This is a genomic window from Aeromonas sp. EERV15 (assembly GCF_900079845.1).
Lineage (GTDB): Bacteria > Pseudomonadota > Gammaproteobacteria > Enterobacterales > Aeromonadaceae > Aeromonas > Aeromonas sobria.
Genome location: NZ_FKKY02000011.1, coordinates 143738 through 167943 on the forward strand (window position 1 = coordinate 143738; position 24206 = coordinate 167943).

Genomic DNA, 24206 nt, shown 5'->3' on the forward strand with positions numbered 1-24206 from the left:
GGTTTGATGATGGCAAATGTCGAAGAGGGGGCCTGTGGGCCCCCTCTTCGTTATCCGGCAAACACTGTCATCATTTGCGCAGTTTGATCTGCTCGATGGCGTGCTCTTGTCCCTTGGTCAGGATCAGGTTGGCACGCTCGCGGGTTGGCAGGATATTTTCCTGCAAGTTTAGATAGTTGATATCTTTCCAGAGGTTGTTGGCGATCTGGGTTGCCTCGCTTTCGGCCAGCTTGGCATAGTGATGAAAGTAAGAGTCGGGATCCGAGAAGGCGCCGCTGCGGAACTTGAGGAATCGCTCGATATACCAGGTGCGCAGCAGTTCGGCTTCTGCATCGACATAGATGGAGAAGTCGACAAAATCTGACACAAAGACCCGATGGGGCTCTTGTGGATAATCCATGCCACTTTGCAGCACGTTCAGCCCCTCAAGGATCAGGATATCTGGCTGCTCCACCACCTTCTTCTCATCAGGAATGATGTCGTAGATCAGGTGAGAGTAAACCGGCGCCTCGACCTTCTCGTGACCGGCACGCAGGTCGGTGACAAACTCCACCAGATGACGGATGTCATAGGACTCCGGGAACCCCTTGCGGCGCATCAGGCCGCGCGCTTCCAGCACCTTGTTGGGGTAGAGGAAGCCGTCGGTGGTCACCAGTTCCACCCTTGGATGCTCCGGCCAGCGCTCCAGCAGGGCCTGCAAGATGCGGGCTGTGGTGCTTTTGCCCCCCGCCACGCTGCCGGCAATGCTGATGATATAGGTGCCTTTGCCACGGGACTGGCCGAGGAACTGCTCCAGCACCCGACTGCGGCGCTGTTTGGCTTTGACATAGAGATTGAGCAGGCGGGAGAGGGGCAGGTAGATCTCTTCCACTTCCCGCAATGACACCTTCTCGTTGATCCCGCGCAGGGTCTGCAGATCGTGTTCGGTCAGGGTCAGGGGAACCGAATCGCGCAATAACGCCCATTGTTCACGGGTAAATTGCAGATAGGGGTTATGCTCTTTCGTCATGGTGTCATCACTGTTTCTTGGGCACGGCGACCATACACCAAGGGGGGGGGGGCGACAAGGGACGTGGCAGGATTGGCGGGGTTGCCGCCATTTTTTTGTTATTTTCCCGGCAATAAAGCATATTTTGCCCAGCTCAGTGGTTGCATCCCCCAAATCCTTACAATAAAATGCGCGACGCTTGAATGTCTGTCGTCTATTTGCCCTGCAAAAGCGATAAAAACAACGGGTGCAAGCAGAATTACCGTTGTGACAATCTGGCATCTGGAGGGGTTCCCGAGCGGCCAAAGGGATCAGACTGTAAATCTGACGGCTCTGCCTTCGAAGGTTCGAATCCTTCTCCCTCCACCATATTTCTCTGCGGTTTGAGTTCTTTGGGTTAGAGAAATGCGGGCATCGTATAATGGCTATTACCTCAGCCTTCCAAGCTGATGATGCGGGTTCGATTCCCGCTGCCCGCTCCAAGATGCTGATATGGCTCAAACGATATCATTGACCACGCCTGCGGGTGAGGTCGGCAGTTGAATCTGCCTGTCAGCTCCAGTCTCTCTTCCCCACCAGATTCAAACCCATCTTATCAACTGTTCTGTGGTTAGCTTGCCACCGCGTACTCAGCGTTAGTTTAGAGGGACGATCATGTCTAAAGAAAAATTTGAGCGTAACAAACCGCACGTAAACGTGGGTACCATCGGCCACGTTGACCACGGTAAAACCACCCTGACTGCAGCTATCACCAGCGTACTGGCCAAGGCCTACGGTGGTAAAGCTTTCGCCTTCGACCAGATCGACAAGGCACCGGAAGAGCGTGAGCGTGGTATCACCATCAACACCTCCCACGTAGAATACGACACCCCGATCCGCCACTACGCACACGTAGATTGCCCGGGCCACGCCGACTACGTTAAGAACATGATCACCGGTGCTGCCCAGATGGACGGCGCAATTCTGGTAGTAGCAGCGACTGACGGCCCGATGCCGCAGACTCGTGAGCACATCCTGCTGGGTCGCCAGGTTGGTATCCCGTACATGATCGTGTTCATGAACAAGTGCGACATGGTAGATGACGAAGAGCTGCTCGAACTGGTCGAGATGGAAGTTCGTGAACTGCTGACCGAATATGACTTCCCGGGTGATGACCTGCCGGTAGTACGTGGTTCCGCGCTGAAAGCGCTGGAAGGCGAAGCGCAGTGGGAAGAGAAGATCATCGAGCTGGCTGGCCACCTGGATACCTACATCCCAGAGCCGGAGCGTGCAATTGACCTGCCGTTCCTGATGCCTATCGAAGACGTATTCTCTATCGCTGGCCGCGGTACTGTAGTTACCGGTCGTGTAGAGCGCGGTATCGTTAAAGTAGGTGAGTCTGTAGAAATCGTTGGTATCAAAGATACCGTGACTACTACCTGTACCGGTGTAGAAATGTTCCGTAAGCTGCTGGACGAAGGTCGTGCAGGCGAGAACGTTGGTGCACTGCTGCGTGGCGTGAAGCGTGAAGACGTAGAGCGTGGTCAGGTACTGGCCAAGCCGGGCTCAATCAAGCCGCACACCAAGTTTGAATCTGAAGTGTACGTACTGTCCAAAGAAGAAGGTGGTCGTCATACTCCGTTCTTCAAGGGCTACCGTCCGCAGTTCTACTTCCGTACAACCGACGTGACCGGTACCATCGAACTGCCGGAAGGCGTAGAGATGGTAATGCCAGGCGACAACATCAAAATGGTTGTTACCCTGATTGCGCCGATCGCGATGGACGACGGCCTGCGTTTCGCTATCCGTGAAGGTGGCCGTACCGTAGGTGCTGGTGTTGTAGCTAGCGTAATCGCCTAATCTTTGGCTTACATAAATAAAGCAAAGCCCCTATAATAGGGGCTTTCTTATGTAGGGGTGTAGTTCGAATTGGTAGAACAGCGGTCTCCAAAACCGATGGTTGCGGGTTCGAGTCCTGCCACCCCTGCCATATACCTCGTCTCGTACGGGGCTTTTGTGTCTTAGGTTACGTCAGATACAGGTGGGTTGTATGAGTGTTAGTTCTGAGAGCCAGGGCGGAAGCAAGGATACCCTGCTGTGGGGCCTGGTTTTCATTATCCTGGCGGCCGCTGTAGTGGGTAATTACCTGCTCAACGATGTCATCGCTGCCGTCCGCGCCCTGGGTGTGGTCGTTGTCATTGCTGCTGCTGGTGCAGTAGCCCTGCAAACCACCAAGGGAAAGAACACACTGGCATTTGCCCGTGAGTCTCGCCTGGAAGTCCGCAAGGTCGTATGGCCAACCCGTCAGGAAGCCATTCAGACAACCCTGATTGTGCTGGCGGTGACTGCCGTGATGGGTTTGTTGCTGTTCGTACTGGACGGTGCCTTGGTATGGTTGGTCAACCTGATTACCGGTGTGTAAGGATAAGCCATGACTGAACAACGTGAACAACGTATGAGATGGTATGTCGTGCAGGCATTCTCCGGCTATGAAGGCCGTGTAGCTAAATCCCTGCGTGAGCATATCAAGATGCATGGCATGGAAGACATGTTCGGTGAAGTACTGGTCCCGACTGAAGAAGTGGTCGAGATGCGTGCTGGCCAGAAGCGCAAGAGTGAGCGCAAATTTTTCCCGGGTTATGTCCTGGTCCAGATGTTGATGGATGAAACCACATGGCACCTGGTACGTAATGTACCCCGTGTAATGGGCTTCATTGGCGGTACTTCTGACCGTCCGGCGCCGATCTCTGATAAAGAGGCCGATGCTATCCTCAACCGTCTGCAGGATGCCCAAGACAAGCCGCGTCCGAAAACCCTGTTTGAACCGGGTGAAATGGTGCGGGTTGCCGATGGTCCGTTTGCTGACTTCAACGGTACCGTTGAAGAGGTGGATTATGAGAAGAGCCGAGTGAAGGTCTCTGTACTGATCTTCGGTCGTTCTACTCCTGTTGAGCTGGATTTTGGTCAGGTCGAAAAGGGCTGATTGAATTTCGTACGTTCAACTGTTGTCAGGGGCAGCGAATATCTCTATAATTCGATGCCCCTTTATTTAGTTGGGGAGCCGTTTGCAGGAGCATGTCTCCGAGGCGCTAGAACCCATATCTGAGGTATTTTTCTAATGGCTAAGAAAGTCACAGCTTATATCAAGCTGCAAGTTAAGGCTGGCAGTGCTAACCCCAGCCCTCCCGTTGGTCCTGCTCTGGGTCAGCACGGTGTGAACATCATGGAATTCTGTAAGGCGTTTAACGCTCGTACAGAGAAGCTGGAAAAAGGTTCACCGACTCCGGTCGTGATCACCGTTTACAGCGACCGTTCCTTCACCTTCGAAACCAAGACTCCGCCAGCTTCCTTCCTGCTGAAGAAAGTTGCCGGTATCAAGTCTGGTTCTGCCAAGCCGAACAAAGACAAGGTTGGTAAGGTGACCGTAGCCCAGCTGCAAGAAATCGCCAAGACCAAAGAGCCGGATATGACCGGTGCCGATCTGGATGCAAAAGTACGTTGCATCGCAGGCTCCGCTCGTTCCATGGGTCTGGTAGTGGAGGATTAAGACAATGGCAAAACTTTCCAAGCGTATGCGCGTTATTCGCGAAAAAGTTGACGGTACCAAAGAGTACTCCATCAACGAAGCCATTGCCCTGCTGAAAGAACTGGCTACTGCTAAGTTCGTTGAAAGCGTTGACGTTGCTGTCAACCTGGGTATCGACGCTCGTAAATCTGACCAGAACGTACGTGGTGCTACTGTACTGCCGCACGGTACCGGTCGTGATGTACGCGTTGCCGTATTTACCCAAGGCGCAAACGCCGAAGCTGCTAAAGCAGCCGGTGCTGAGCTGGTAGGTATGGAAGACCTGGCCGATCTGGTTAAGAAAGGCGAGATGAACTTCGACGTCGTTATCGCATCCCCGGATGCCATGCGTGTTGTTGGTCAACTGGGTCAGATCCTGGGCCCGCGCGGCCTGATGCCGAACCCGAAAGTTGGTACTGTAACTCCTAACGTTGCTGAAGCGGTCAAGAACGCTAAAGCTGGTCAGGTTCGTTACCGTAATGACAAGAATGGTATCATCCATACCACTCTGGGTAAGGTTTCTTTCAACGAAAGTCAGCTGAAAGAAAACTTGGAAGCTCTGCTGGTTGCCCTGAAAAAAGGCAAACCTTCTTCCGCCAAAGGTGTATTCATCAAGAAAGTCAGCATCTCCACCACCATGGGTGCCGGTGTTGCTGTAGATCAAGCGACTCTGGAAGCTAAGATCTAATTGATGGATTTTACAAGGCGCAAAATTTAATCTATAATTTTGCGCCTTGATTGGTTGGGGGTTTCGACCTCCGTCCAAGACCGCAGGTGGCGTTAAACGCCTTAATTTTTCCTGCGTAGACGGTGCCGGAAACCCAGCGAGAAAGATTCTTTCTCTTCTGGAATCCTGCTACCGCATCGTTCCCCTCTGTTGTAAAGGTAGGGGGGATGTGTCAGTACTGAGTCATGAGACTCAGATTCAATCCAGGAGTTATGCCAATGGCATTGGGACTCGAAGACAAAAAGGCAATTGTTGCTGAAGTCAACGAAGCTGCCAAAGGCGCTCTGTCTGCAGTAATCGCCGATACTCGCGGTGTTACTGTTGATAAGATGACCGTCCTGCGTAAAACCGCTCGCGAAGCCGGTGTGTACATGCGCGTAGTGCGTAACACCCTGCTGCGTCGTGCAGTTGAAGGCACCGATTACGCGTGCCTGAACGACGTATTGACTGGTCCTACCTTGATTGCATTCTCTAACGAACACCCGGGCGCTGCTGCTCGTCTGTTCAAAGATTTTGCCAAAGCGAACCCTAAGTTCGAAATCAAGGCTGGCGCTTTTAACGGTGAGTTTATCGCCGCAGCACAAATTGATCGTCTGGCCACGCTGCCGACCTACAACGAAGCAATTGCGAAGTTGATGGCGACTATGAAAGAAGCCTCTGCTGGCAAGCTGGTTCGTACCATCGCTGCTGTGCGTGATCAGAAACAAGCTGCTGCTTGATTCTCGCCTATTTAGGCTGTTTGAGTTTATTCAACATCAGGAATTTTTGTCATGTCTATCACTAAAGACCAAATCATCGAAGCCGTTGCTTCCATGTCTGTAATGGAAGTTGTTGAGCTGATCGAAGCTATGGAAGAGAAGTTCGGTGTTTCTGCCGCTGTTGCTGTTGCTGCCGGTCCGGCTGCTGAAGCAGTAGAAGAGAAGACCGAGTTCGACGTAGTACTGACCGCTGCTGGCGCCAACAAAGTTGCCGTTATCAAAGCTGTACGTGCTGCCACCGGCCTGGGCCTGAAAGAAGCCAAGGACCTGGTAGAAGCTGCACCGACCAACCTGAAAGAAGCCATCTCCAAAGATGAAGCTGAAGCTCTGAAGAAGCAGCTTGAAGAAGCTGGTGCTTCTGTTGAGATCAAATAATCTGCATTTATGTAGATTAGCCTGATAAAACAGGCTAGGGCTGGTGAATATTTGTTCACCAGCCTTTTTGCGCTGTAGACTGAGAGCATTTCACACCGTTTACGACTCTCGGTGCACCAGCAATCCGGACCGTTTCCATTCGTCCGGGTCAACACAAAACGGTGTTGAGACAGAGCTGTCCCGCGGGACAGAGTGGGTCACTTATCAGCGAGCTGAGGAACCCTATGGTTTACTCTTATACCGAAAAAAAACGCATTCGTAAGGACTTCGGTAAGCGAGACCAGGTACTGGACACGCCTTATCTGTTGTCCATCCAGCTGGACTCCTTCAAGCAGTTCATCGAGGCCGACCCGGAAGGTGAATATGGCCTAGAGGCCGCTTTCCGAAGCGTTTTCCCGATCACCAGTTACTCCGGTAGTGCTGAGCTTCAATACGTCAGCTATCGCCTGGGTGAGCCGGTATTTGACGTAAAAGAATGCCAGATCCGTGGAGTGACCTACTCCGCGCCGCTGCGTGTCAAGCTTCGTATGGTTCTATACGACCGAGAAGCAGCTGCCGGCACCGTCAAAGACATCAAGGAACAAGAAGTGTACATGGGCGAAATTCCGCTCATGACCGAGAACGGCACCTTTGTTATCAATGGTACCGAACGGGTAATCGTCTCCCAGCTGCACCGCAGCCCGGGCGTCTTCTTCGACCACGATAAAGGCAAAACTCATTCATCCGGTAAGGTACTGTATAACGCCCGCGTTATTCCCTACCGTGGTTCCTGGCTGGACTTCGAGTTCGATGCAAAAGACAACCTGTTTGTCCGTATCGACCGTCGTCGTAAATTGCCAGCATCCATTATGTTGCGCGCCCTGGATTTCACTTCCGAACAGATCCTGGCCACCTTCTTCGAGACCATCGGTTTTGAAGTAAAAGATGGCAAGTTGATGATGGATTTGGTGCCTGAGCGTTTGCGTGGCGAAACAGCGACCTTTGACATCGTGGCCAATGGCGCCGTGGTGGTTGAGACCGGTCGTCGTGTCACTGCGCGCCACATTCGTCAGTTGGAAAAAGATGCCGTTACCCAGATTGAGGTACCGGTTGAGTATGTTGTTGGCAAAGTTGCAGCCAAGGACTACGCACATCCGCAAACTGGTGATGTGGTCGCGACCGCTAACCAGGCGTTGAGCCTGGAAGCAATTGCTAACCTTTCCCAAGCCGGCTTCAAGCACTTCGAGGTTCTGTTCACCAACGAACTGGATCACGGTGCTTATATCTCCGAGACCCTGCGTGTCGACTCCAGCTCCAACCGTTTGGAAGCGCTGGTCGAAATCTATCGCATGATGCGTCCAGGTGAGCCGCCGACGCGTGAAGCAGCAGAACAGCTGTTCGAAAACCTGTTCTTCTCTCCTGAGCGTTACGACCTGTCTACCGTAGGTCGGATGAAGTTCAACCGCCGTCTGGGTCGTGAAGTCGAGACTGGCGTTGGCGTTCTGACCAAAGACGACATCGTCGAAGTCATGAAGCGTCTGATCGACATCCGTAACGGTAACGATGAAGTGGACGATATCGACCACTTGGGTAACCGTCGTATCCGTTCTGTCGGTGAAATGGCTGAAAACCAGTTCCGTGTCGGTTTGGTGCGTGTCGAGCGTGCGGTCAAGGAGCGTCTCTCCCTGGGCGACCTGGACACCCTGATGCCGCAGGATCTGATCAACGCCAAGCCGATCTCCGCCGCAGTCAAAGAGTTCTTTGGTTCCAGCCAGCTGTCCCAGTTTATGGACCAGAACAACCCGCTCTCCGAAGTGACCCACAAGCGCCGTATTTCTGCGCTGGGCCCGGGCGGTTTGACTCGTGAGCGTGCCGGCTTTGAAGTCCGAGACGTACACCCGACCCACTACGGTCGTCTGTGCCCTATCGAGACTCCTGAAGGTCCGAACATCGGTCTGATCAACTCTCTGTCCGTGTACTCTCGTACCAACGAGTATGGTTTCCTTGAGACGCCGTACCGTAAGGTCATTGACGGTGTGATCACCGACGAAGTGGACTACCTGTCTGCTATCGAAGAAGGCAAGTACGTGATCGCCCAGGCTAACGCCGCGACCACCGAAGATGGCCGTCTGAAAGATGAATTGATCCCGTGCCGTCACAAAGGTGAATCCACCTTTATGAATGCCGACCAGATCCAGTATATGGACGTGAGCCCGCAGCAGATCGTATCTGTGGCAGCTGCTCTGATCCCGTTCCTGGAACACGATGACGCCAACCGCGCATTGATGGGTTCAAACATGCAACGTCAGGCTGTACCGACTCTGCGTGCTGACAAGCCGCTGGTAGGTACTGGTATGGAACGCGCTGTGGCCGTTGACTCCGGGGTAACCGTAGTAGCCAAGCGTGGCGGCGTAATCGACTATGTCGATGCCTCCCGTATCGTCCTGAAGGTTAATGAAGATGAGCTGATGCCTGGCGAAGCCGGTATCGACATCTACAGCCTGACCAAATATACCCGTTCTAACCAGAACACCTGTATCAACCAGCGTCCTTGCGTGATGTTGGGTGAGCCGGTGATGGCTGGTGACGTGCTGGCTGACGGTCCGTCCACCGACCTGGGTGAACTGGCGCTGGGCCAGAACATGCGCGTCGCGTTCATGCCGTGGAATGGTTACAACTTCGAAGACTCGATCCTGGTGAATGAGCGTGTTGTTCAGGAAGATCGCCTGACCACCATCCATATCCAGGAGCTGGCCTGTATCTCCCGTGACACCAAGCTGGGTCCGGAAGAGATCACTGCCGACATCCCGAACGTGGGTGAAGCCGCACTGTCCAAGCTGGACGAGTCCGGTATCGTCTACGTGGGTGCCGAAGTGAAGGGCGGCGACATTCTGGTTGGTAAGGTTACACCGAAAGGTGAAACCCAGCTGACGCCGGAAGAGAAGCTGCTGCGCGCCATCTTCGGTGAGAAGGCCTCCGATGTGAAGGACTCCTCCCTGCGTGTGCCGAACGGTGTGTACGGTACCGTGGTTGACGTGCAAGTCTTTACCCGCGATGGCGTGGAAAAAGACAAGCGCGCCAAAGAAATCGAAGAGATGCAGCTGAAGGAAGCGAAGAAGGACTTGACCGAAGAGTTCAAGATCCTGGAAGACGGCATTTTCGGCCGCTCCCGCAACCTGCTGCTGGCCGCCGGTTACAGCGAAGATCGTCTGAACAAGCTTGATCGCTCCAAGTGGTTTGAACTGGCCATCGAAGATGAAGGCAAGCAGACCGAACTGGAACAGATCGCTGAACAGCACATCGAGCTGAAAGCTGATTTCGACAAGAAGTTCGAGAACAAGCGTCGCAAGATTATCCAGGGTGATGATCTGGCGCCGGGCGTACTGAAAATCGTCAAAGTTTATCTGGCAGTCAAGCGTCGCATCCAGCCGGGTGACAAGATGGCAGGCCGTCACGGTAACAAGGGTGTTATCTCCAAGATCTGCCCGGTCGAAGATATGCCCCATGACGAGTTTGGCCGTCCGGTCGACATCGTACTGAACCCGCTGGGTGTACCATCCCGTATGAACATCGGTCAGATCCTCGAAGTGCACCTAGGCCTTGCGGCCAAGGGTATCGGCGAGAAGATTGACCGCATGATCAAAGAGCAGCGCGAGCTGCACGAGATGCGCAACTTCCTGCAGCAGGTCTATGACCTGGGCGAGAAGGACACCAAGCAAGTCGATATCGCTGAACTGTCTGATCACGACGTACGTGTGTTGATGGGTAACCTGCGTAATGGTCTGCCAGTTGCTACACCGGTGTTTGATGGTGCCAAAGAGCGCGAAATCAAAGCACTGCTGAAGTTGGCTGATCTGCCGGAATCCGGTCAGATTGACCTGTTTGATGGCCGTACTGGTAACCGCTTCGAGCGTAAAGTAACCGTTGGTTACATGTACATGCTCAAGTTGAACCACTTGGTTGACGACAAGATGCACGCGCGTTCTACCGGTTCTTACAGCCTGGTTACCCAGCAGCCGCTGGGTGGTAAGGCACAGTTCGGTGGTCAGCGTTTCGGTGAGATGGAAGTGTGGGCCCTGGAGGCTTACGGTGCGGCATATACCCTGCAGGAAATGCTGACCGTCAAGTCTGACGATGTGAATGGCCGTACCAAGATGTATAAGAACATCGTGGATGGCGACCACCGTATGGAGCCGGGCATGCCCGAATCTTTCAACGTATTGTTGAAGGAAATCCGCTCTCTGGGTATCAACATCGAGCTGGACGAAGAGTAAGAGCTCGCTCTTATTGTTCGAGAATTGACGTGGGCGCCCCGCTGCTTTGGCAGTAGGGGCGCCGAGGTTAGACTCCTGACAGGGGAAACACGTGAAAGACTTACTCAAGTTTTTGAAGGCTCAGACCAAGACCGAAGAGTTTGACAGTATCAAGATCGGTCTGGCCTCTCCTGACATGATCCGCTCCTGGTCATTCGGTGAGGTCAAAAAGCCTGAGACCATCAACTACCGGACTTTTAAGCCGGAACGTGATGGTCTGTTCTGTGCCCGTATCTTCGGACCGGTGAAGGACTACGAGTGTCTGTGCGGCAAGTACAAGCGCCTGAAACACCGTGGTGTGATCTGTGAGAAGTGCGGCGTTGAAGTGACTCAGACCAAGGTCCGTCGCGAGCGTATGGGCCATATCGAGCTGGCCAGCCCGACTGCCCACATTTGGTTCCTGAAGTCGCTGCCGTCTCGTATCGGCCTGCTGCTGGACATGACCCTGCGCGACATCGAACGCGTGCTCTACTTCGAATCTTTCGTAGTAATCGAGCCGGGCATGACCAACCTCGAACGCAGCCAGATGCTCTCTGAAGAGCAGTACCTGGATGCGCTGGAAGAGTGGGGCGACGAATTTGACGCCAAGATGGGTGCCGAAGCAATCCTGGCATTGCTGCGCGCCATCGATCTGGAAGGTGAAGTCAAGACTATGCGTGAGGAGCTGGATCAGACCAACTCCGAGACCAAGCGCAAGAAGACCACCAAGCGTCTGAAGTTGATGGAAGCATTCCTGCAGTCCGGCAACAAGCCGGAGTGGATGATCATGACAGTGCTGCCTGTGCTGCCGCCGGACCTGCGTCCGCTGGTACCGCTGGACGGCGGCCGTTTCGCGACTTCCGATCTGAACGATCTGTACCGTCGCGTGATCAACCGTAACAACCGCTTGAAGCGTCTGCTGGACCTGGCTGCTCCGGACATCATCGTGCGCAACGAAAAGCGTATGCTGCAAGAGTCCGTCGATGCGCTGCTGGATAACGGCCGTCGTGGTCGTGCCATCACCGGTTCCAACAAGCGTCCGCTGAAATCCTTGGCCGATATGATCAAGGGTAAGCAAGGTCGTTTCCGTCAAAACCTGCTGGGTAAGCGCGTCGACTACTCTGGTCGTTCCGTTATCACCGTAGGCCCGACTCTGCGTCTGCATCAGTGCGGTCTGCCGAAGAAGATGGCGCTGGAACTGTTCAAGCCGTTCATCTATGGCAAGCTGGAAACTCGCGGTCTGGCGACCACGATCAAGGCTGCCAAGAAGATGGTTGAGCGCGAAGAAGCTGTCGTTTGGGATATCCTGGACGAAGTGATCCGCGAGCACCCGGTCCTGCTGAACCGTGCACCGACTCTGCACCGTCTGGGTATCCAGGCATTCGAACCGACCCTGATCGAAGGTAAAGCGATCCAGCTGCATCCGCTGGTTTGTGCCGCCTATAACGCGGACTTCGACGGTGACCAGATGGCGGTCCACGTGCCGCTGACGATCGAAGCTCAGCTTGAAGCGCGTGCGCTGATGATGTCTACCAACAACATCCTGTCGCCTGCTTCTGGTGAGCCAATCATCGTTCCTTCTCAGGACGTGGTCTTGGGTCTGTACTACATGACCCGTGCCCGTATCAACGCCAAGGGCGAAGGTATGGTGCTGGCCGGCCCGAAAGAAGCCGAGAAAGTGTATCGCGCCGGTTTGGCCGATCTGCACGCTCGCGTCAAAGTGCGTATCACCGAATATCTCCGTCAGGAAGATGATTCACTGGTTGAGCGTACCGAGATGAAGAACACCACCGTTGGTCGTGCGATCCTGAGCCTGATCCTGCCAAAAGGCATGGAATATGCGCTGATCGACGAGCCGAAGGTGCTGACTGCAGCTGAGCAGGCTGATCTCGATGCCAATCCGCAGAACTGGATCAAATCTGTATCCAACAAGGCGCTGGGCAAAAAGCTCATCTCCCGTCTGCTGAACACCTGCTATCGCAAGCAGGGGCTGAAGGACACCGTCATCTTCGCTGACCAGCTGATGTATACCGGTTTCCATTATGCGGCCCTGTCTGGTGCTTCTGTTGGTATCGATGACATGGTCATCCCGGATGCCAAGAAAGACATCATCGCCGCTGCCGAAGCTGAAGTTGCCGAGATCCAGGACCAGTTCCTGTCTGGTCTGGTGACCGCTGGCGAACGCTACAACAAGGTTATCGATATCTGGGCCAGCGCCAACGAGCGCGTCTCCAAGGCCATGATGGAGAACTTGTCCAAAGAGCGTGATGTTAACTCGCTGGGTGAAGAAGAAGAGCAAGCCTCGTTCAACAGCATCTTTATGATGGCCGACTCTGGTGCGCGTGGTTCCGCCGCCCAGATCCGTCAGCTGGCCGGTATGCGTGGCCTGATGGCCAAGCCGGATGGCTCCATCATCGAGACGCCAATCGTCGCGAACTTCCGCGAAGGTCTGAACGTACTGCAGTACTTTATCTCCACTCACGGTGCTCGTAAGGGTCTGGCGGATACCGCACTGAAGACCGCGAACTCCGGTTATCTGACCCGTCGTCTGGTTGACGTGGCACAGGACATGGTGATCACCGAGGACGATTGCGGCACCGTTGAAGGTCTGTGGATGACTCCGCTGATCGAAGGTGGCGACGTAGTCGAGCCGCTGCGTGAGCGCGTGCTGGGCCGTGTGCTTGCCGACGACGTGATCAAGCCGGGTACTGAAGATGAAGTACTGGTAGCGCGCAATACTCTGCTCGATGAGCAGCTGTGTGATCTGCTGGAACAGAACTCTGTTGACCGTGTGAAGGTGCGTTCTGCCATCACTTGTGAAACTGACTTCGGTAACTGTGCTCGCTGCTACGGCCGCGATCTGGCTCGTGGTCACCTGGTGAACAAAGGTGAGGCAGTCGGTGTTATCGCCGCTCAGTCCATCGGTGAGCCGGGTACCCAGCTGACGATGCGTACCTTCCACATCGGTGGTGCCGCATCCCGAGCTGCTGCCGAGAACAGCATTCAGGTCAAGAACACCGGTAGCATCAAGCTGCAGAACGCCAAGTTCGTTCTCAACAGCGATGACAAGCTGGTTATCACCTCTCGTTCTACCGAACTGACCATCATGGATGACATGGGCCGTACCAAGGAAAGCCACAAGCTGCCTTACGGTTCCGTGCTGGAAGTGAAGGACAACCAGGCTGTGAACGCTGGCGAGACCGTTGCCAACTGGGATCCGCACACCCACCCGATCATCACCGAAGTAGCAGGTCGTCTGCAGTTCGAACACATGATCGATGGCGTGACCATCACTCGTCAGACCGACGAGCTGACCGGTCTCTCTTCTATCGTCGTACTGGATGTCAACGAGCGTCCGAGTGCCGGTAAAGAGATGCGTCCGACCGTTAAACTGGTCGACCTGAACGGCAAAGATGTGATGATTCCGGGTACCGATGTAGCCGCCCAGTACTTCCTGCCGGGCAAGGCGATCGTCAACCTGGAAGATGGTGCCAATGTGGGTGTGGGTGACGCGGTAGCGCGTATCCCGCAAGAATCCAGTGGTACCAAGGACATCACCGGTGGTCTGCCGCGCGTTGCGGATCTGTTCGAAGCACGTATTCCGAAGGAACCGGCTATTCTGGCCGAGGTCTCCGGTACCATCTCCTTCGGGAAAGAGACCAAAGGCAAGCGCCGTCTGGTCATCACCCCGACTGATGGTGGCAGCGTCTACGAGGAGATGATTCCGAAGTGGCGTAACCTGAACGTGTTCGAAGGTGAAAAAGTTGAGAAGGGTGAAGTGCTGGCGGATGGTCCTGAGTCTGCTCACGATATCTTGCGTCTGCGCGGTATCAGCCCGGTCGCCAACTACATCGCCAACGAAGTGCAGGACGTTTACCGTCTGCAAGGCGTTAAGATCAACGACAAGCACATCGAAGTCATCGTTCGTCAGATGCTGCGTAAGTGCGAAATCTTGAGCGCTGGTGATACCGACCTGATCGAAGGTGAGCAAGTTGAAGTTGCTCGTGTGAAGATTGCCAACCGTAAACTGGTTGCCGAGGGCAAGGCCCCCGCTACCTTCCGTCATATCCTGATGGGTATTACCAAGGCATCTCTGAGCACTGAGTCCTTCATCTCTGCGGCTTCCTTCCAGGAAACCACCCGTGTTCTGACCGAAGCTGCCGTTGGTGGCAAGCGTGATGAACTGCGTGGCCTGAAAGAGAACGTCATCGTGGGTCGTTTGATCCCGGCTGGTACCGGCTTTGCCTACCACCATAGCCGGATCAACCAGCGTGCCGCCGCAGCGCGTGCTGTTGGTACCCCGCAGGTGACTGCCGATGAAGCTCAACAGAACCTGGCGGATCTGCTGAACGCAGCCGGTAGCTTCGACGAAGAGTAAATCGTCATCCGCGATTTAAAGAGCGCCTCCTGGGGCGTCTCTTATACAAAAATCCCCAAGCATCGCTTGGGGATTTTTTTTGCTCGCTTTTCGTCTTCCATGTCCAGAGAGTCATCCTGAGAGATGATGGTGCGACATACCTTGATGCAATTCATTCAATTGACTGTTTGCATAATAGAGCTCTTCTGCGGTGGGCCAATTCCTCGGCAAAGGCAGGCACTGCGCGGTTTACAAGATGATCCAGAGCAAAGTTGTAGAGTAAAAAATCAAAAAAAGTTGACTTTACTGCCCCGCAATTTAAAACTCGGGCAAGTTGAATGGTTATTACAGGGGTAGAACATGACTGTCGGTATCGAGGAAACGATGTTTCCCGAAGAACAGCTGATCAGCCGCACTTTTACAGATGAAGACAGGGAATTGTTGCGCTCATACGATGGGCTCATCGATGGCTTGGCCGAATTGTTCGGCAAGCATTGTGAAGTGGTCCTCCACTCCCTGGAAAATCTGCATGAGTCGGTGATCAAGATCGCCAACGGATTTAATACCGGACGCACCCTGGGGGCGCCCATTACCGATCTGGCATTGCGGATGCTCAAGGATATCGAGAGCACGGGCCAGGATTATACCCAGAGTTATTTTGCCCGTAGCCGCACTGGCGCCTTGATGAAATCGAGCACTATTTCTATCAGAAACAGTGAGCGGCAGGTAATCGGTCTGATCTGCATCAACCTGCACATCAATGCACCTTTCCATGAATTTGTGGCCGAATTTTTTCCGACGCCCCAGCAGGCGGCGCGCCAGTCACCAGAGACCTTTGCCAACAGCGTAGAAGAGCTGGTTGCCCAGACGGTGGATAACACCATCGACGAGATCAACCGCGATCCGACTGTGGCCAACAATGCCAAGAACCGTTTCATCGTGACCCAACTGTTCGAGAAGGGAATTTTCGACATCAAGGATTCGATCAATCTGGTGGCGGATAAACTCAATATTTCAAAACATACCGTTTATCTTTACATCCGACAGCGCAAGCAGGGTGAAGACGAGAACGAGTAACTTATTCCAGAAGGGGATAGATGAATGGCTAAAGAAGTGATTGCAACCGACAAGGCGCCTGCTGCGATTGGTCCCTATGTTCAGGCTACCAAGGTTGGCGAGATGATCTTCACCTCCGGGCAGATCCCGCTCGATCCTGCCACCATGGAGATCGTGGCTGGCGGTATCGAAGAGCAAGCCGAACGGGTAATGAAGAATCTGGTTGCCGTGTTGCACGCTGCCGGTGCCGATGCCAGCAACGTGGTTAAAACCACCTGCTTCCTGAGCGACATGAACAACTTCGTTGCCTTCAATCAGGTCTATGCCCGTTACTTTGGCGATGCGGCACCTGCCCGCTCCTGTGTTGAGGTAGCCCGCCTGCCGAAAGATGTGCTGGTCGAGGTCGAGGCCATCGCCCATCTCTGATTAACGCATCGAATCAAGCCCCTCCTGGCAGGGGCTTTTTTATTTTTGGCGTAAAATGGATCGGGTCAGTACAGGAGCCCTGCTATGAGTTTGAGTTTTGCCATCCTGGTAACGGGGCCTGCCTATGGCACCCAGTCGGCCAGTACTGCCTATCGCTTTGCCCGCACGCTGTTGGCGCAAGGACATACCTTGTCTCACCTGTTTTTCTATCAGGATGGCGTCCATAACGGTAACGGTTTGCATCAGCCCGCGTCCGATGAGACCGACCTGGTGCGTCTGTGGCGAGAGCTGGCAGAAGAGCAGGGGATCCGTATCGACGTCTGTGTCGCCGCCGCTATGCGGCGCGGTGTGCTCGATGAGCAAGAGGCCAAGGGGGCAGGGCAGGCGCACTTCAATCTGCAAGCGCCATTTTGCCTGAGCGGTCTGGGCCAGTTGGCCGAGGCGGCGCTCACCGCCGATCGGTTGGTTCAGTTCTAGGGGATAGCCATGAGCAAGAAAATTGCCTTTATCTGCAGTCGTGGCCCCCATGGCCATGCTGCCGGTCGGGAAGGGCTGGATGCCCTGTTGGCCACTTCGGCCATGACTGATTCACTGGCGCTGTTCCTGATTGGGGATGGCGTGCTGCAACTGCTCAAAGAGCAGCAACCGGCCACTATTTTGCAGCGCCACTACGCTCCCACCTTCAAAATGCTGGAACTCTACGACATCGAAGAGGTCTATGTTTGTGCTGACTCGTTGGCAGAGCGTGGTGTGACCGTGGATGATCTTCTGATCCCCGTCGACAGTTTGCCACGCCATGAATTGGCTCGGTGCTGGTCGCAATGTTCGACTCACATCAGTTTTTGAGGTCTCCATGTTGCATCTGATATTGAATTCTCCCTTCCAAAGTCAGGCGCTGGCAGAGGCACTCTCCTATCTTCAGCCGGAAGATGAGCTGGTGCTGATGCAGGATGCGGTGATTGCTGCCGCGGCCCCCAAGTGGTGTGAACGACTGGCGGGTATTCCGCTTTATGTGATGCAAGATGACCTGCAGGCCCGTGGTCTGCACCATGGCGTCGGCATTGCGCTGGATATGGCGGGTCTGGTGGCGCTGATCGCGAAAAATGGATCACCTCGCACCTGGGGAGGGTGATCATATTATTTTTATTGAAATTCAGCATGTTAGCTTTGCTGTGATCGGATCCAGATTGTCCTTTTGTGACGCAAATTGTATAAATCTTGACTCCCCAGACAACAGGGCATAAAATTTCGCGTCCCCGTATCTGCGGGGAGGATTTTCCACACGTTTATGAAGTCATTATCAGGAGCCTCTTGATGGCAACTATTAACCAGTTGGTTCGCAAGCCACGCATCAAGCTCGTTGTTAAGAGCAACGTGCCGGCGCTGGAAGCGTGCCCTCAGAAGCGTGGCGTATGCACCCGTGTATATACCACCACCCCGAAGAAGCCTAACTCTGCACTGCGTAAAGTGTGCCGTGTACGTCTGACCAACGGCTTCGAAGTCACCTCCTATATCGGTGGTGAAGGTCACAACCTGCAAGAGCACTCTGTTGTTCTGATCCGTGGCGGTCGTGTAAAAGACTTGCCAGGTGTTCGTTATCACACCGTTCGTGGTGCGTTGGACTGTGCCGGTGTTAAAGACCGTAAGCAGGCTCGCTCCAAGTATGGCGTGAAGCGTCCTAAAGCTTAATGGTTCTCCGTTAAGTAAGGCCAAACGTTAATTCGTTTCTAGTTAGATAACTTTCTAGTTTTGGGTAATCCCTGAAGTTACGGAGAATTTGAAATGCCAAGACGTCGTGTTGTTGGTCAGCGTAAAATCCTGCCAGATCCCAAGTTCGGATCAGAGCTGCTGGCTAAATTCGTCAACGTAGTAATGGTTGACGGTAAGAAATCTGTTTCCGAAGCCATCGTATATGGCGCCCTGGACATCATTGCCACCAAGAGCGGCAAAGATCACCTGGCCGTCTTCGAAGAAGCTCTGGATAACATTCGTCCGTCCGTCGAGGTTAAATCTCGTCGTGTCGGTGGTGCAACCTATCAGGTACCGGTAGAAGTTCGTCCGGTCCGTCGCAATGCCCTGGCAATGCGCTGGTTGGTTGACGCCGCTCGTAAACGTGGTGAAAAATCAATGGCTCAGCGTTTGGCTGGCGAGCTGCTGGATGCCTCTGATAACAAGGGTTCGTCTGTCAAGAAACGTGAAGACGTTCACCGTATGGCTGAAGCGAACAAAGCCTTCGCTCACTTCCGCTGGTAATCCGCTTACGCAGAGCCTCATGGCTCTGCGTGCCTTTCATTACCTAGGGCGAAGCGCCTTAGTAAGAGGATGACAATGGCTCGTACAACTCCTATTGAGCGTTATCGTAACATCGGTATCTCCGCTCACATTGACGCCGGTAAAACTACTACTACCGAACGCGTTCTGTTTTACACCGGTGTAAGTCACAAGATCGGTGAAGTTCACGATGGCGCAGCCACCATGGACTGGATGGAACAGGAACAGGAGCGTGGTATTACCATCACCTCCGCCGCGACCACCGCATTCTGGTCCGGTATGGGTAAACAGTATCAACCGCACCGTATCAACATCATCGACACCCCGGGCCACGTTGACTTTACTATCGAAGTAGAGCGTTCAATGCGTGTTCTGGACGGTGCCGTGATGGTGTACTGTGCCGTAGGTGGCGTACAGCCACAGTCTGAAACCGTATGGCGTCAGGCTAACAAGTACAAAGTTCCCCGTATCGCGTTCGTCAACAAGATGGACCGTACCGGTGCTAACTATTTGCGCTGCGTTGAGCACATCAAGACCCGTCTGAAAGGCGTTCCGGTTCCCCTGCAACTGAACATCGGTGCAGAAGAGAACTTCAAGGGCGTTGTTGACCTGGTCAAGATGAAAGCCATCAACTGGAGCGAAGCTGATCAGGGCGTATCCTTCGATTACGAAGAGATCCCGGCTGAACTGCTGGAGCAGGCGCAAGAAATGCGCATGAACCTGGTTGAAGCAGCTGCTGAAGCATCTGAAGACTTGATGGAAAAGTACCTCGGCGGTGAAGAACTGACCGAAGAAGAAATCAAGAAAGCTCTTCGTTTGCGCGTTCTGAACAACGAGATCATCCTGGTTACCTGTGGCTCTGCGTTCAAGAACAAAGGCGTTCAGGCTATGCTGGATGCCGTAGTTGACTATCTGCCGGCACCGACCGACGTAGCAGCTATCGACGGCCTGAAAATGGACGGCGAGACCAAAGACGAGCGTCATGCTTCTGATGACGAGCCGTTCTCTGCTCTGGCGTTCAAAATTGCTACCGACCCGTTCGTTGGTAACCTGACCTTCTTCCGCGTCTACTCCGGTGTTGTTAACTCTGGTGACACCGTGCTGAACTCCGTTAAGGACAAGCGCGAGCGCTTTGGCCGTATCGTTCAGATGCACGCCAACAAGCGTGAAGAGATCAAAGAAGTACGCGCTGGCGACATCGCTGCTGCTATCGGTCTGAAAGATGTGACCACCGGTGATACCCTGTGTGATGAAAAATCACCGATCATCCTCGAGCGTATGGAATTCCCGGAGCCGGTAATTTCTATCGCGGTTGAGCCGAAAACCAAGGCTGACCAAGAGAAGATGGGTCTGGCACTGGGCCGTCTGGCGCAAGAAGATCCGTCTTTCCGTGTATGGACTGACGAAGAATCTGGCCAAACCATCATCGCCGGTATGGGCGAGCTGCACCTGGACATCATCGTTGACCGTATGCGTCGCGAGTTCAAGGTTGAAGCTAACGTTGGTAAGCCGCAGGTTGCCTACCGTGAAACCATTCGTGAAACCGTCAAGGATATCGAAGGTAAGCACGCCAAGCAGTCTGGTGGTCGCGGTCAGTACGGTCACGTTGTGATCGACATGTACCCGCTGGAAGCCGGTAAAGCCTACGAGTTCGTTAACGACATCAAAGGCGGCGTGATCCCAGGCGAATACATCCCGGGTGTTGATAAGGGTCTGCGTGAGCAGCTCAAATCTGGCCCGCTGGCTGGCTATCCGGTTATGGATGTCGGTGTTCGTCTGCACTACGGTTCTTACCACGATGTCGACTCTTCCGAGCTGGCGTTCAAGATCGCTGCATCTCTGGCATTTAAAGCTGGCTACATGAAAGCCAAGCCAGTGCTGCTTGAGCCGGTTATGCAGGTTGAAGTCGAGACTCCGGAAGATTACATGGGCGACGTTATCGGTGACCTGAACCGTCGTCGTGGCCTGATCGAAGGTATGGAAGATGGCCCGTCCGGCAAGATCGTACGTGCTCTGGTGCCGCTGGCCGAAATGTTCGGTTATGCAACTGCACTGCGTTCCGCTACCCAAGGTCGTGCTTCCTACGCAATGGAATTCGCTAAGTACTCTGATGCCCCGACTAACGTGGCTCAAGCAGTAATCGAAGAGCGCAAATCCAAGTAATTTATGATTCCCCGCTTACGACGGTAGGCGGGTTTAACCTAGAAGGACTACGTCGTGTCTAAAGAAAAATTTGAGCGTAACAAACCGCACGTAAACGTGGGCACCATCGGCCACGTTGACCACGGTAAAACCACCCTGACTGCAGCTATCACCAGCGTACTGGCCAAGGCCTACGGTGGTAAAGCTTTCGCCTTCGACCAGATCGACAAGGCACCGGAAGAGCGTGAGCGTGGTATCACCATCAACACCTCCCACGTAGAATACGACACCCCGATCCGCCACTACGCACACGTAGATTGCCCGGGCCACGCCGACTACGTTAAGAACATGATCACCGGTGCTGCCCAGATGGACGGCGCAATTCTGGTAGTAGCAGCGACTGACGGCCCGATGCCGCAGACTCGTGAGCACATCCTGCTGGGTCGCCAGGTTGGTATCCCGTACATGATCGTGTTCATGAACAAGTGCGACATGGTAGATGACGAAGAGCTGCTCGAACTGGTCGAGATGGAAGTTCGTGAACTGCTGACCGAATATGACTTCCCGGGTGATGACCTGCCGGTAGTACGTGGTTCCGCGCTGAAAGCGCTGGAAGGCGAAGCGCAGTGGGAAGAGAAGATCATCGAGCTGGCTGGCCACCTGGATACCTACATCCCAGAGCCGGAGCGTGCAATTGACCTGCCGTTCCTGATGCCTATCGAAGACGTATTCTCTATCGCTGGCCGCGGTACTGTAGTTACCGGTCGTGTAGAGCGCGGTATCGTTAAAGTAGGTGAGTCTGTAGAAATCGTTGGTATCAAAGATACCGTGACTACTACCTGTACCGGTGTAGAAATGTTCCGTAAGCTGCTGGACGAAGGTCGTGCAGGCGAGAACGTTGGTGCACTGCTGCGTGGCGTGAAGCGTGAAGACGTAGAGCGTGGTCAGGTACTGGCCAAGCCGGGCTCAATCAAGCCGCACACCAAGTTTGAATCTGAAGTGTACGTACTGTCCAAAGAAGAAGGTGGTCGTCATACTCCGTTCTTCAAGGGCTACCGTCCGCAGTTCTACTTCCGTACAACCGACGTGACCGGTACCATCGAACTGCCGGAAGGCGTAGAGATGGTAATGCCAGGCGACAACATCAAAATGGTTGTTACCCTGATTGCGCCGATCGCGATGGACGACGGCCTGCGTTTCGCTATCCGTGAAGGTGGCCGTACCGTAGGTGCTGGTGTTGTAGCTAGCGTAATCGCTTAATCGATTCGTTATATACAAACATGAAAAGGGGTGGCTTCGGCCACCCCTTTTATTTTGGCTATGTCCCAATTACGTGTTGCATGGGTTGCCCCAGCGCCTCATGTAAACACGCTTTGATATTCACACCCTTCCCATAACGCTCCAGCATCCTGCGCCAACCCAGATAATTCCTCAGGTAGTGCGTCGCCACGCCATGGAAGCGCTCCATCCACTCTTTCAACCGACGGTGATAGCCGTTCACATGCTGAATGTGATACGCGCCGGCCACTCGCTCACCCTGACGATTGCGCACGACTTGATGAGTCACGCCCTGCACTTTACTGAAACTGGCATACACGCCCGCGCCATCGCTACACAGCACCGCATCCGGTGACACCTGCGGCTTCAACACCGCGATGACAGTCTCGGCATTCATATGCTCCAGCTGAAAATCTGCATGATGGCCTGCGCGGTCCTGCACCACCATCACCGGGATGTAATCTGGCCCGGTACCACGGTTCGCCCCTTGCCACCACGATGTCGTGCCGGACGCGGCAGTCCCCGTTGCCCCTTGAACGATTCGAGGAAGAAGGTCTCATCGACCTCAACGATACCCTCTTCCCGTGTGGCTTGATGGGCGGCCATCGCACGCAAGAAGCGGTGACGCCAGAGGAACGCGGTGTTCTTGCTGACCCCGCAACGCAGCGCTGCCTGGCGGACAGTGAGTCCTTCAATGAGAGCTTGCGCATAGTCTTCCCAGCACTGCGCTTTACGTAATCTGGCCAAGGGGGTCTTGGTGAGGATGGAGCTGGTGCGCAGACACAGTTTGCAACGGTAGCGACGTAGTCCCCGACGCCATCCCCAGGGGGCCAGCTGATTGGCATCGGCCTGACAATGTGGGCAACCACTGCATGCAGGTAACTGGGAGTTCAGGGAGGTAATGGCGTGGGGCGCAGTGAGCTCCTGCTGGGCAACACGGCGTTGGCGCAGGGTAAGTTGTGGAAACAGAGACAACAGGTGTTGAAAGGCTGGGGTATCCATGATGGTAGACCTCAAGGTGATGGCCTACTTTAAGCTTAGCCTTTCAACACATAATTGGGACAGAGCCTTTATTTTTGGGGCTATTTATGGCCTGTGAGATACTGGACGAAACCATTGATAGAGGTAGTTTCCGTGAGCAAAGCCGCCATTTTTCTGGATCGTGACGGTGTCATCAATGAAGACACTGGCTATGTGAGTCAGGTAGATGATTTCCATTTTCTGCCCGGGGTGATCGAAGCCCTGCAGCTGTTAAAGAAGAAAGGGTACCTGCTGGTTGTCGTTACCAACCAGTCCGGTATCGCCCGTGGCTACTTCAGCGAAGATGACTTCATGAATCTGACGGAGTGGATGGACTGGTCACTGGCCGATCGGGATGTGGATCTCGATGGCATCTATTTCTGTCCCCACCACCCGGATCACAGTGCACCGTGTGATTGTCGTAAGCCAGCCCCCGGAATGCTGCTGTTGGCTAAACAGGAACACGACATCGATATGGGCCGTTCTTATATGGTGGGTGATAAGCCTTCTGACCTCAAAGCTGCGACTAATGCCAACGTTGGCCATAAAGTGATGGTCAGGACGGGTAAACCGCTGACAGATGAAGGTATCGTTTTGGCTGATGCGATCTATGACAATCTCCACGATTTCGCCATTGCAGTGCCTGCCGCAGCCTGATTTCGGTTATTAACTGTGCTAATTGGTGGCTTTGCGAGCGAACGAGCGACGAAAGCCATCTTTTTGCAATTATCTGCTTGCCAGAAAGATTCTGCTCCCTATAATGCGCCCCATCGACAGGGCAAGCGGCAACGCAAACAGCCCAGTCGGTAACCTCGAAAAGCCCTTGAAAATAAGGCTTGACTCGAGAAGGCGGTTGAGTAGAATTCCACTCCCGCAGCAACGAACTGTTGCGTCGCTCTTTAACAATTTGAATCAAGCAATCTGTGTGGGCACTCACAGCATCGAGCATCAAAATTAATTTTTGATTTTCAATGTCTGGTGAAGTGACCAAGA

Annotated in this window: 20 protein-coding genes, 3 tRNA genes and 1 pseudogene; 22 read left to right on the forward strand and 2 right to left on the reverse strand. The window is 54.0% G+C overall.

All coding sequences use genetic code 11. The features are described from left to right. Positions 1-70: 70 nt before the first annotated feature. The gene (coaA, locus tag BN4575_RS11755; protein WP_042017929.1) at positions 71-1009 is read right to left on the reverse strand and encodes a type I pantothenate kinase; all 939 of its coding nucleotides are present in this window, start codon (positions 1007-1009) and stop codon (positions 71-73) included. Between the two features lie 263 nt (positions 1010-1272). On the opposite strand from coaA, the gene BN4575_RS11760 reads away from it, so the two are divergent. The 21 genes from BN4575_RS11760 to tuf (BN4575_RS11860) all read left to right on the forward strand — a co-directional run bounded on the left by BN4575_RS11760 (position 1273) and on the right by tuf (BN4575_RS11860) (position 22175). After that, positions 1273-1357, forward strand: a tRNA-Tyr gene (locus BN4575_RS11760). 38 nt (positions 1358-1395) lie between these two features. Continuing rightward, a tRNA-Gly gene (locus BN4575_RS11765) sits at positions 1396-1470 on the forward strand. A 172-nt stretch (positions 1471-1642) separates the two neighbouring features. Beyond that, positions 1643-2827, forward strand: coding sequence for an elongation factor Tu (gene tuf / locus BN4575_RS11770; protein ID WP_068978300.1), 1185 nt, complete (start codon positions 1643-1645; stop codon positions 2825-2827). A gap of 53 nt (positions 2828-2880) precedes the next feature. Continuing rightward, positions 2881-2957, forward strand: a tRNA-Trp gene (locus BN4575_RS11775). Positions 2958-3017: 60 nt separating this feature from the next. Continuing rightward, complete coding sequence (secE, locus tag BN4575_RS11780) at positions 3018-3389, forward strand: preprotein translocase subunit SecE (RefSeq protein WP_042019322.1); 372 nt, start codon at positions 3018-3020, stop codon at positions 3387-3389. 9 nt (positions 3390-3398) lie between these two features. After that, entirely contained in the window at positions 3399-3950 is a 552-nt protein-coding gene (gene nusG, locus BN4575_RS11785) for a transcription termination/antitermination protein NusG (RefSeq protein WP_042019321.1), read from the forward strand. 135 nt (positions 3951-4085) lie between these two features. Further along, positions 4086-4514, forward strand: coding sequence for a 50S ribosomal protein L11 (rplK, locus tag BN4575_RS11790; protein ID WP_042019319.1), 429 nt, complete (start codon positions 4086-4088; stop codon positions 4512-4514). A gap of 4 nt (positions 4515-4518) precedes the next feature. Continuing rightward, positions 4519-5220: a 50S ribosomal protein L1 gene (gene rplA / locus BN4575_RS11795; RefSeq protein ID WP_042019318.1), complete on the forward strand. Its 702-nt coding sequence runs from the start codon at positions 4519-4521 to the stop codon at positions 5218-5220. 257 nt (positions 5221-5477) lie between these two features. Further along, positions 5478-5978, forward strand: a complete 501-nt coding sequence (gene rplJ / locus BN4575_RS11800; RefSeq protein ID WP_042019317.1) for a 50S ribosomal protein L10 — start codon at positions 5478-5480, stop codon at positions 5976-5978. A gap of 51 nt (positions 5979-6029) precedes the next feature. Further along, positions 6030-6392, forward strand: coding sequence for a 50S ribosomal protein L7/L12 (rplL, locus tag BN4575_RS11805; protein ID WP_042019315.1), 363 nt, complete (start codon positions 6030-6032; stop codon positions 6390-6392). Between the two features lie 224 nt (positions 6393-6616). Next, on the forward strand, positions 6617-10645 hold the full coding sequence (gene rpoB, locus BN4575_RS11810) for a DNA-directed RNA polymerase subunit beta (protein WP_082186738.1): 4029 nt from the start codon (positions 6617-6619) through the stop codon (positions 10643-10645). Positions 10646-10736: 91 nt separating this feature from the next. Continuing rightward, entirely contained in the window at positions 10737-15041 is a 4305-nt protein-coding gene (rpoC, locus tag BN4575_RS11815; RefSeq protein ID WP_042019312.1) for a DNA-directed RNA polymerase subunit beta', read from the forward strand. Between the two features lie 339 nt (positions 15042-15380). Further along, positions 15381-16097: a helix-turn-helix transcriptional regulator gene (locus BN4575_RS11820; RefSeq protein WP_042019310.1), complete on the forward strand. Its 717-nt coding sequence runs from the start codon at positions 15381-15383 to the stop codon at positions 16095-16097. Positions 16098-16121: 24 nt separating this feature from the next. Then, entirely contained in the window at positions 16122-16502 is a 381-nt protein-coding gene (locus BN4575_RS11825) for a RidA family protein (protein WP_042019309.1), read from the forward strand. Between the two features lie 84 nt (positions 16503-16586). Next, entirely contained in the window at positions 16587-16979 is a 393-nt protein-coding gene (tusD, locus tag BN4575_RS11830; protein WP_068978301.1) for a sulfurtransferase complex subunit TusD, read from the forward strand. Between the two features lie 9 nt (positions 16980-16988). After that, on the forward strand, positions 16989-17348 hold the full coding sequence (gene tusC / locus BN4575_RS11835) for a sulfurtransferase complex subunit TusC (protein WP_068978302.1): 360 nt from the start codon (positions 16989-16991) through the stop codon (positions 17346-17348). Between the two features lie 7 nt (positions 17349-17355). Then, positions 17356-17634 (forward strand): sulfurtransferase complex subunit TusB, encoded by a 279-nt coding sequence (gene tusB / locus BN4575_RS11840; RefSeq protein WP_042019303.1) that lies wholly within the window; start codon positions 17356-17358, stop codon positions 17632-17634. Between the two features lie 182 nt (positions 17635-17816). Beyond that, a complete protein-coding gene (gene rpsL / locus BN4575_RS11845; protein ID WP_005306278.1) occupies positions 17817-18191 on the forward strand; it encodes a 30S ribosomal protein S12 in 375 nt (124 codons plus the stop codon). A 93-nt stretch (positions 18192-18284) separates the two neighbouring features. Further along, complete coding sequence (rpsG, locus tag BN4575_RS11850; RefSeq protein WP_042019301.1) at positions 18285-18755, forward strand: 30S ribosomal protein S7; 471 nt, start codon at positions 18285-18287, stop codon at positions 18753-18755. Between the two features lie 75 nt (positions 18756-18830). Then, positions 18831-20936, forward strand: a complete 2106-nt coding sequence (gene fusA, locus BN4575_RS11855; RefSeq protein ID WP_042019299.1) for an elongation factor G — start codon at positions 18831-18833, stop codon at positions 20934-20936. A 54-nt stretch (positions 20937-20990) separates the two neighbouring features. Continuing rightward, a complete protein-coding gene (tuf, locus tag BN4575_RS11860; protein ID WP_068978300.1) occupies positions 20991-22175 on the forward strand; it encodes an elongation factor Tu in 1185 nt (394 codons plus the stop codon). A 58-nt stretch (positions 22176-22233) separates the two neighbouring features. Here the strand turns inward: tuf (BN4575_RS11860) and BN4575_RS11865 are convergent. Further along, positions 22234-23195: pseudogene (locus BN4575_RS11865) on the reverse strand (IS1595 family transposase). Positions 23196-23327: 132 nt separating this feature from the next. On the opposite strand from BN4575_RS11865, the gene gmhB reads away from it, so the two are divergent. Further along, entirely contained in the window at positions 23328-23870 is a 543-nt protein-coding gene (gmhB, locus tag BN4575_RS11870) for a D-glycero-beta-D-manno-heptose 1,7-bisphosphate 7-phosphatase (RefSeq protein ID WP_042019296.1), read from the forward strand. The last annotated feature ends 336 nt before the right edge of the window (positions 23871-24206 follow it).

Bases quoted from the DNA above. Each gene is read 5' to 3' on its own strand.
- rplK (WP_042019319.1), top strand. From the start codon at position 4,086: ATGGCTAAGAAAGTCACAGCTTATATCAAGCTGCAAGTTAAGGCTGGC.
- tusD (WP_068978301.1), top strand. From the start codon at position 16,587: ATGAGTTTGAGTTTTGCCATCCTGGTAACGGGGCCTGCCTATGGCACC.
- rplJ (WP_042019317.1), top strand. From the start codon at position 5,478: ATGGCATTGGGACTCGAAGACAAAAAGGCAATTGTTGCTGAAGTCAAC.
- tusC (WP_068978302.1), top strand. From the start codon at position 16,989: ATGAGCAAGAAAATTGCCTTTATCTGCAGTCGTGGCCCCCATGGCCAT.
- BN4575_RS11825 (WP_042019309.1), top strand. From the start codon at position 16,122: ATGGCTAAAGAAGTGATTGCAACCGACAAGGCGCCTGCTGCGATTGGT.
- secE (WP_042019322.1), top strand. From the start codon at position 3,018: ATGAGTGTTAGTTCTGAGAGCCAGGGCGGAAGCAAGGATACCCTGCTG.
- tusB (WP_042019303.1), top strand. From the start codon at position 17,356: ATGTTGCATCTGATATTGAATTCTCCCTTCCAAAGTCAGGCGCTGGCA.
- rpsG (WP_042019301.1), top strand. From the start codon at position 18,285: ATGCCAAGACGTCGTGTTGTTGGTCAGCGTAAAATCCTGCCAGATCCC.
- BN4575_RS11820 (WP_042019310.1), top strand. From the start codon at position 15,381: ATGACTGTCGGTATCGAGGAAACGATGTTTCCCGAAGAACAGCTGATC.
- coaA (WP_042017929.1), bottom strand. From the start codon at position 1,009: ATGACGAAAGAGCATAACCCCTATCTGCAATTTACCCGTGAACAATGG.
- rpoB (WP_082186738.1), top strand. From the start codon at position 6,617: ATGGTTTACTCTTATACCGAAAAAAAACGCATTCGTAAGGACTTCGGT.
- fusA (WP_042019299.1), top strand. From the start codon at position 18,831: ATGGCTCGTACAACTCCTATTGAGCGTTATCGTAACATCGGTATCTCC.
- nusG (WP_042019321.1), top strand. From the start codon at position 3,399: ATGACTGAACAACGTGAACAACGTATGAGATGGTATGTCGTGCAGGCA.
- tuf (WP_068978300.1), top strand. From the start codon at position 1,643: ATGTCTAAAGAAAAATTTGAGCGTAACAAACCGCACGTAAACGTGGGT.
- rplA (WP_042019318.1), top strand. From the start codon at position 4,519: ATGGCAAAACTTTCCAAGCGTATGCGCGTTATTCGCGAAAAAGTTGAC.
- rpsL (WP_005306278.1), top strand. From the start codon at position 17,817: ATGGCAACTATTAACCAGTTGGTTCGCAAGCCACGCATCAAGCTCGTT.
- rplL (WP_042019315.1), top strand. From the start codon at position 6,030: ATGTCTATCACTAAAGACCAAATCATCGAAGCCGTTGCTTCCATGTCT.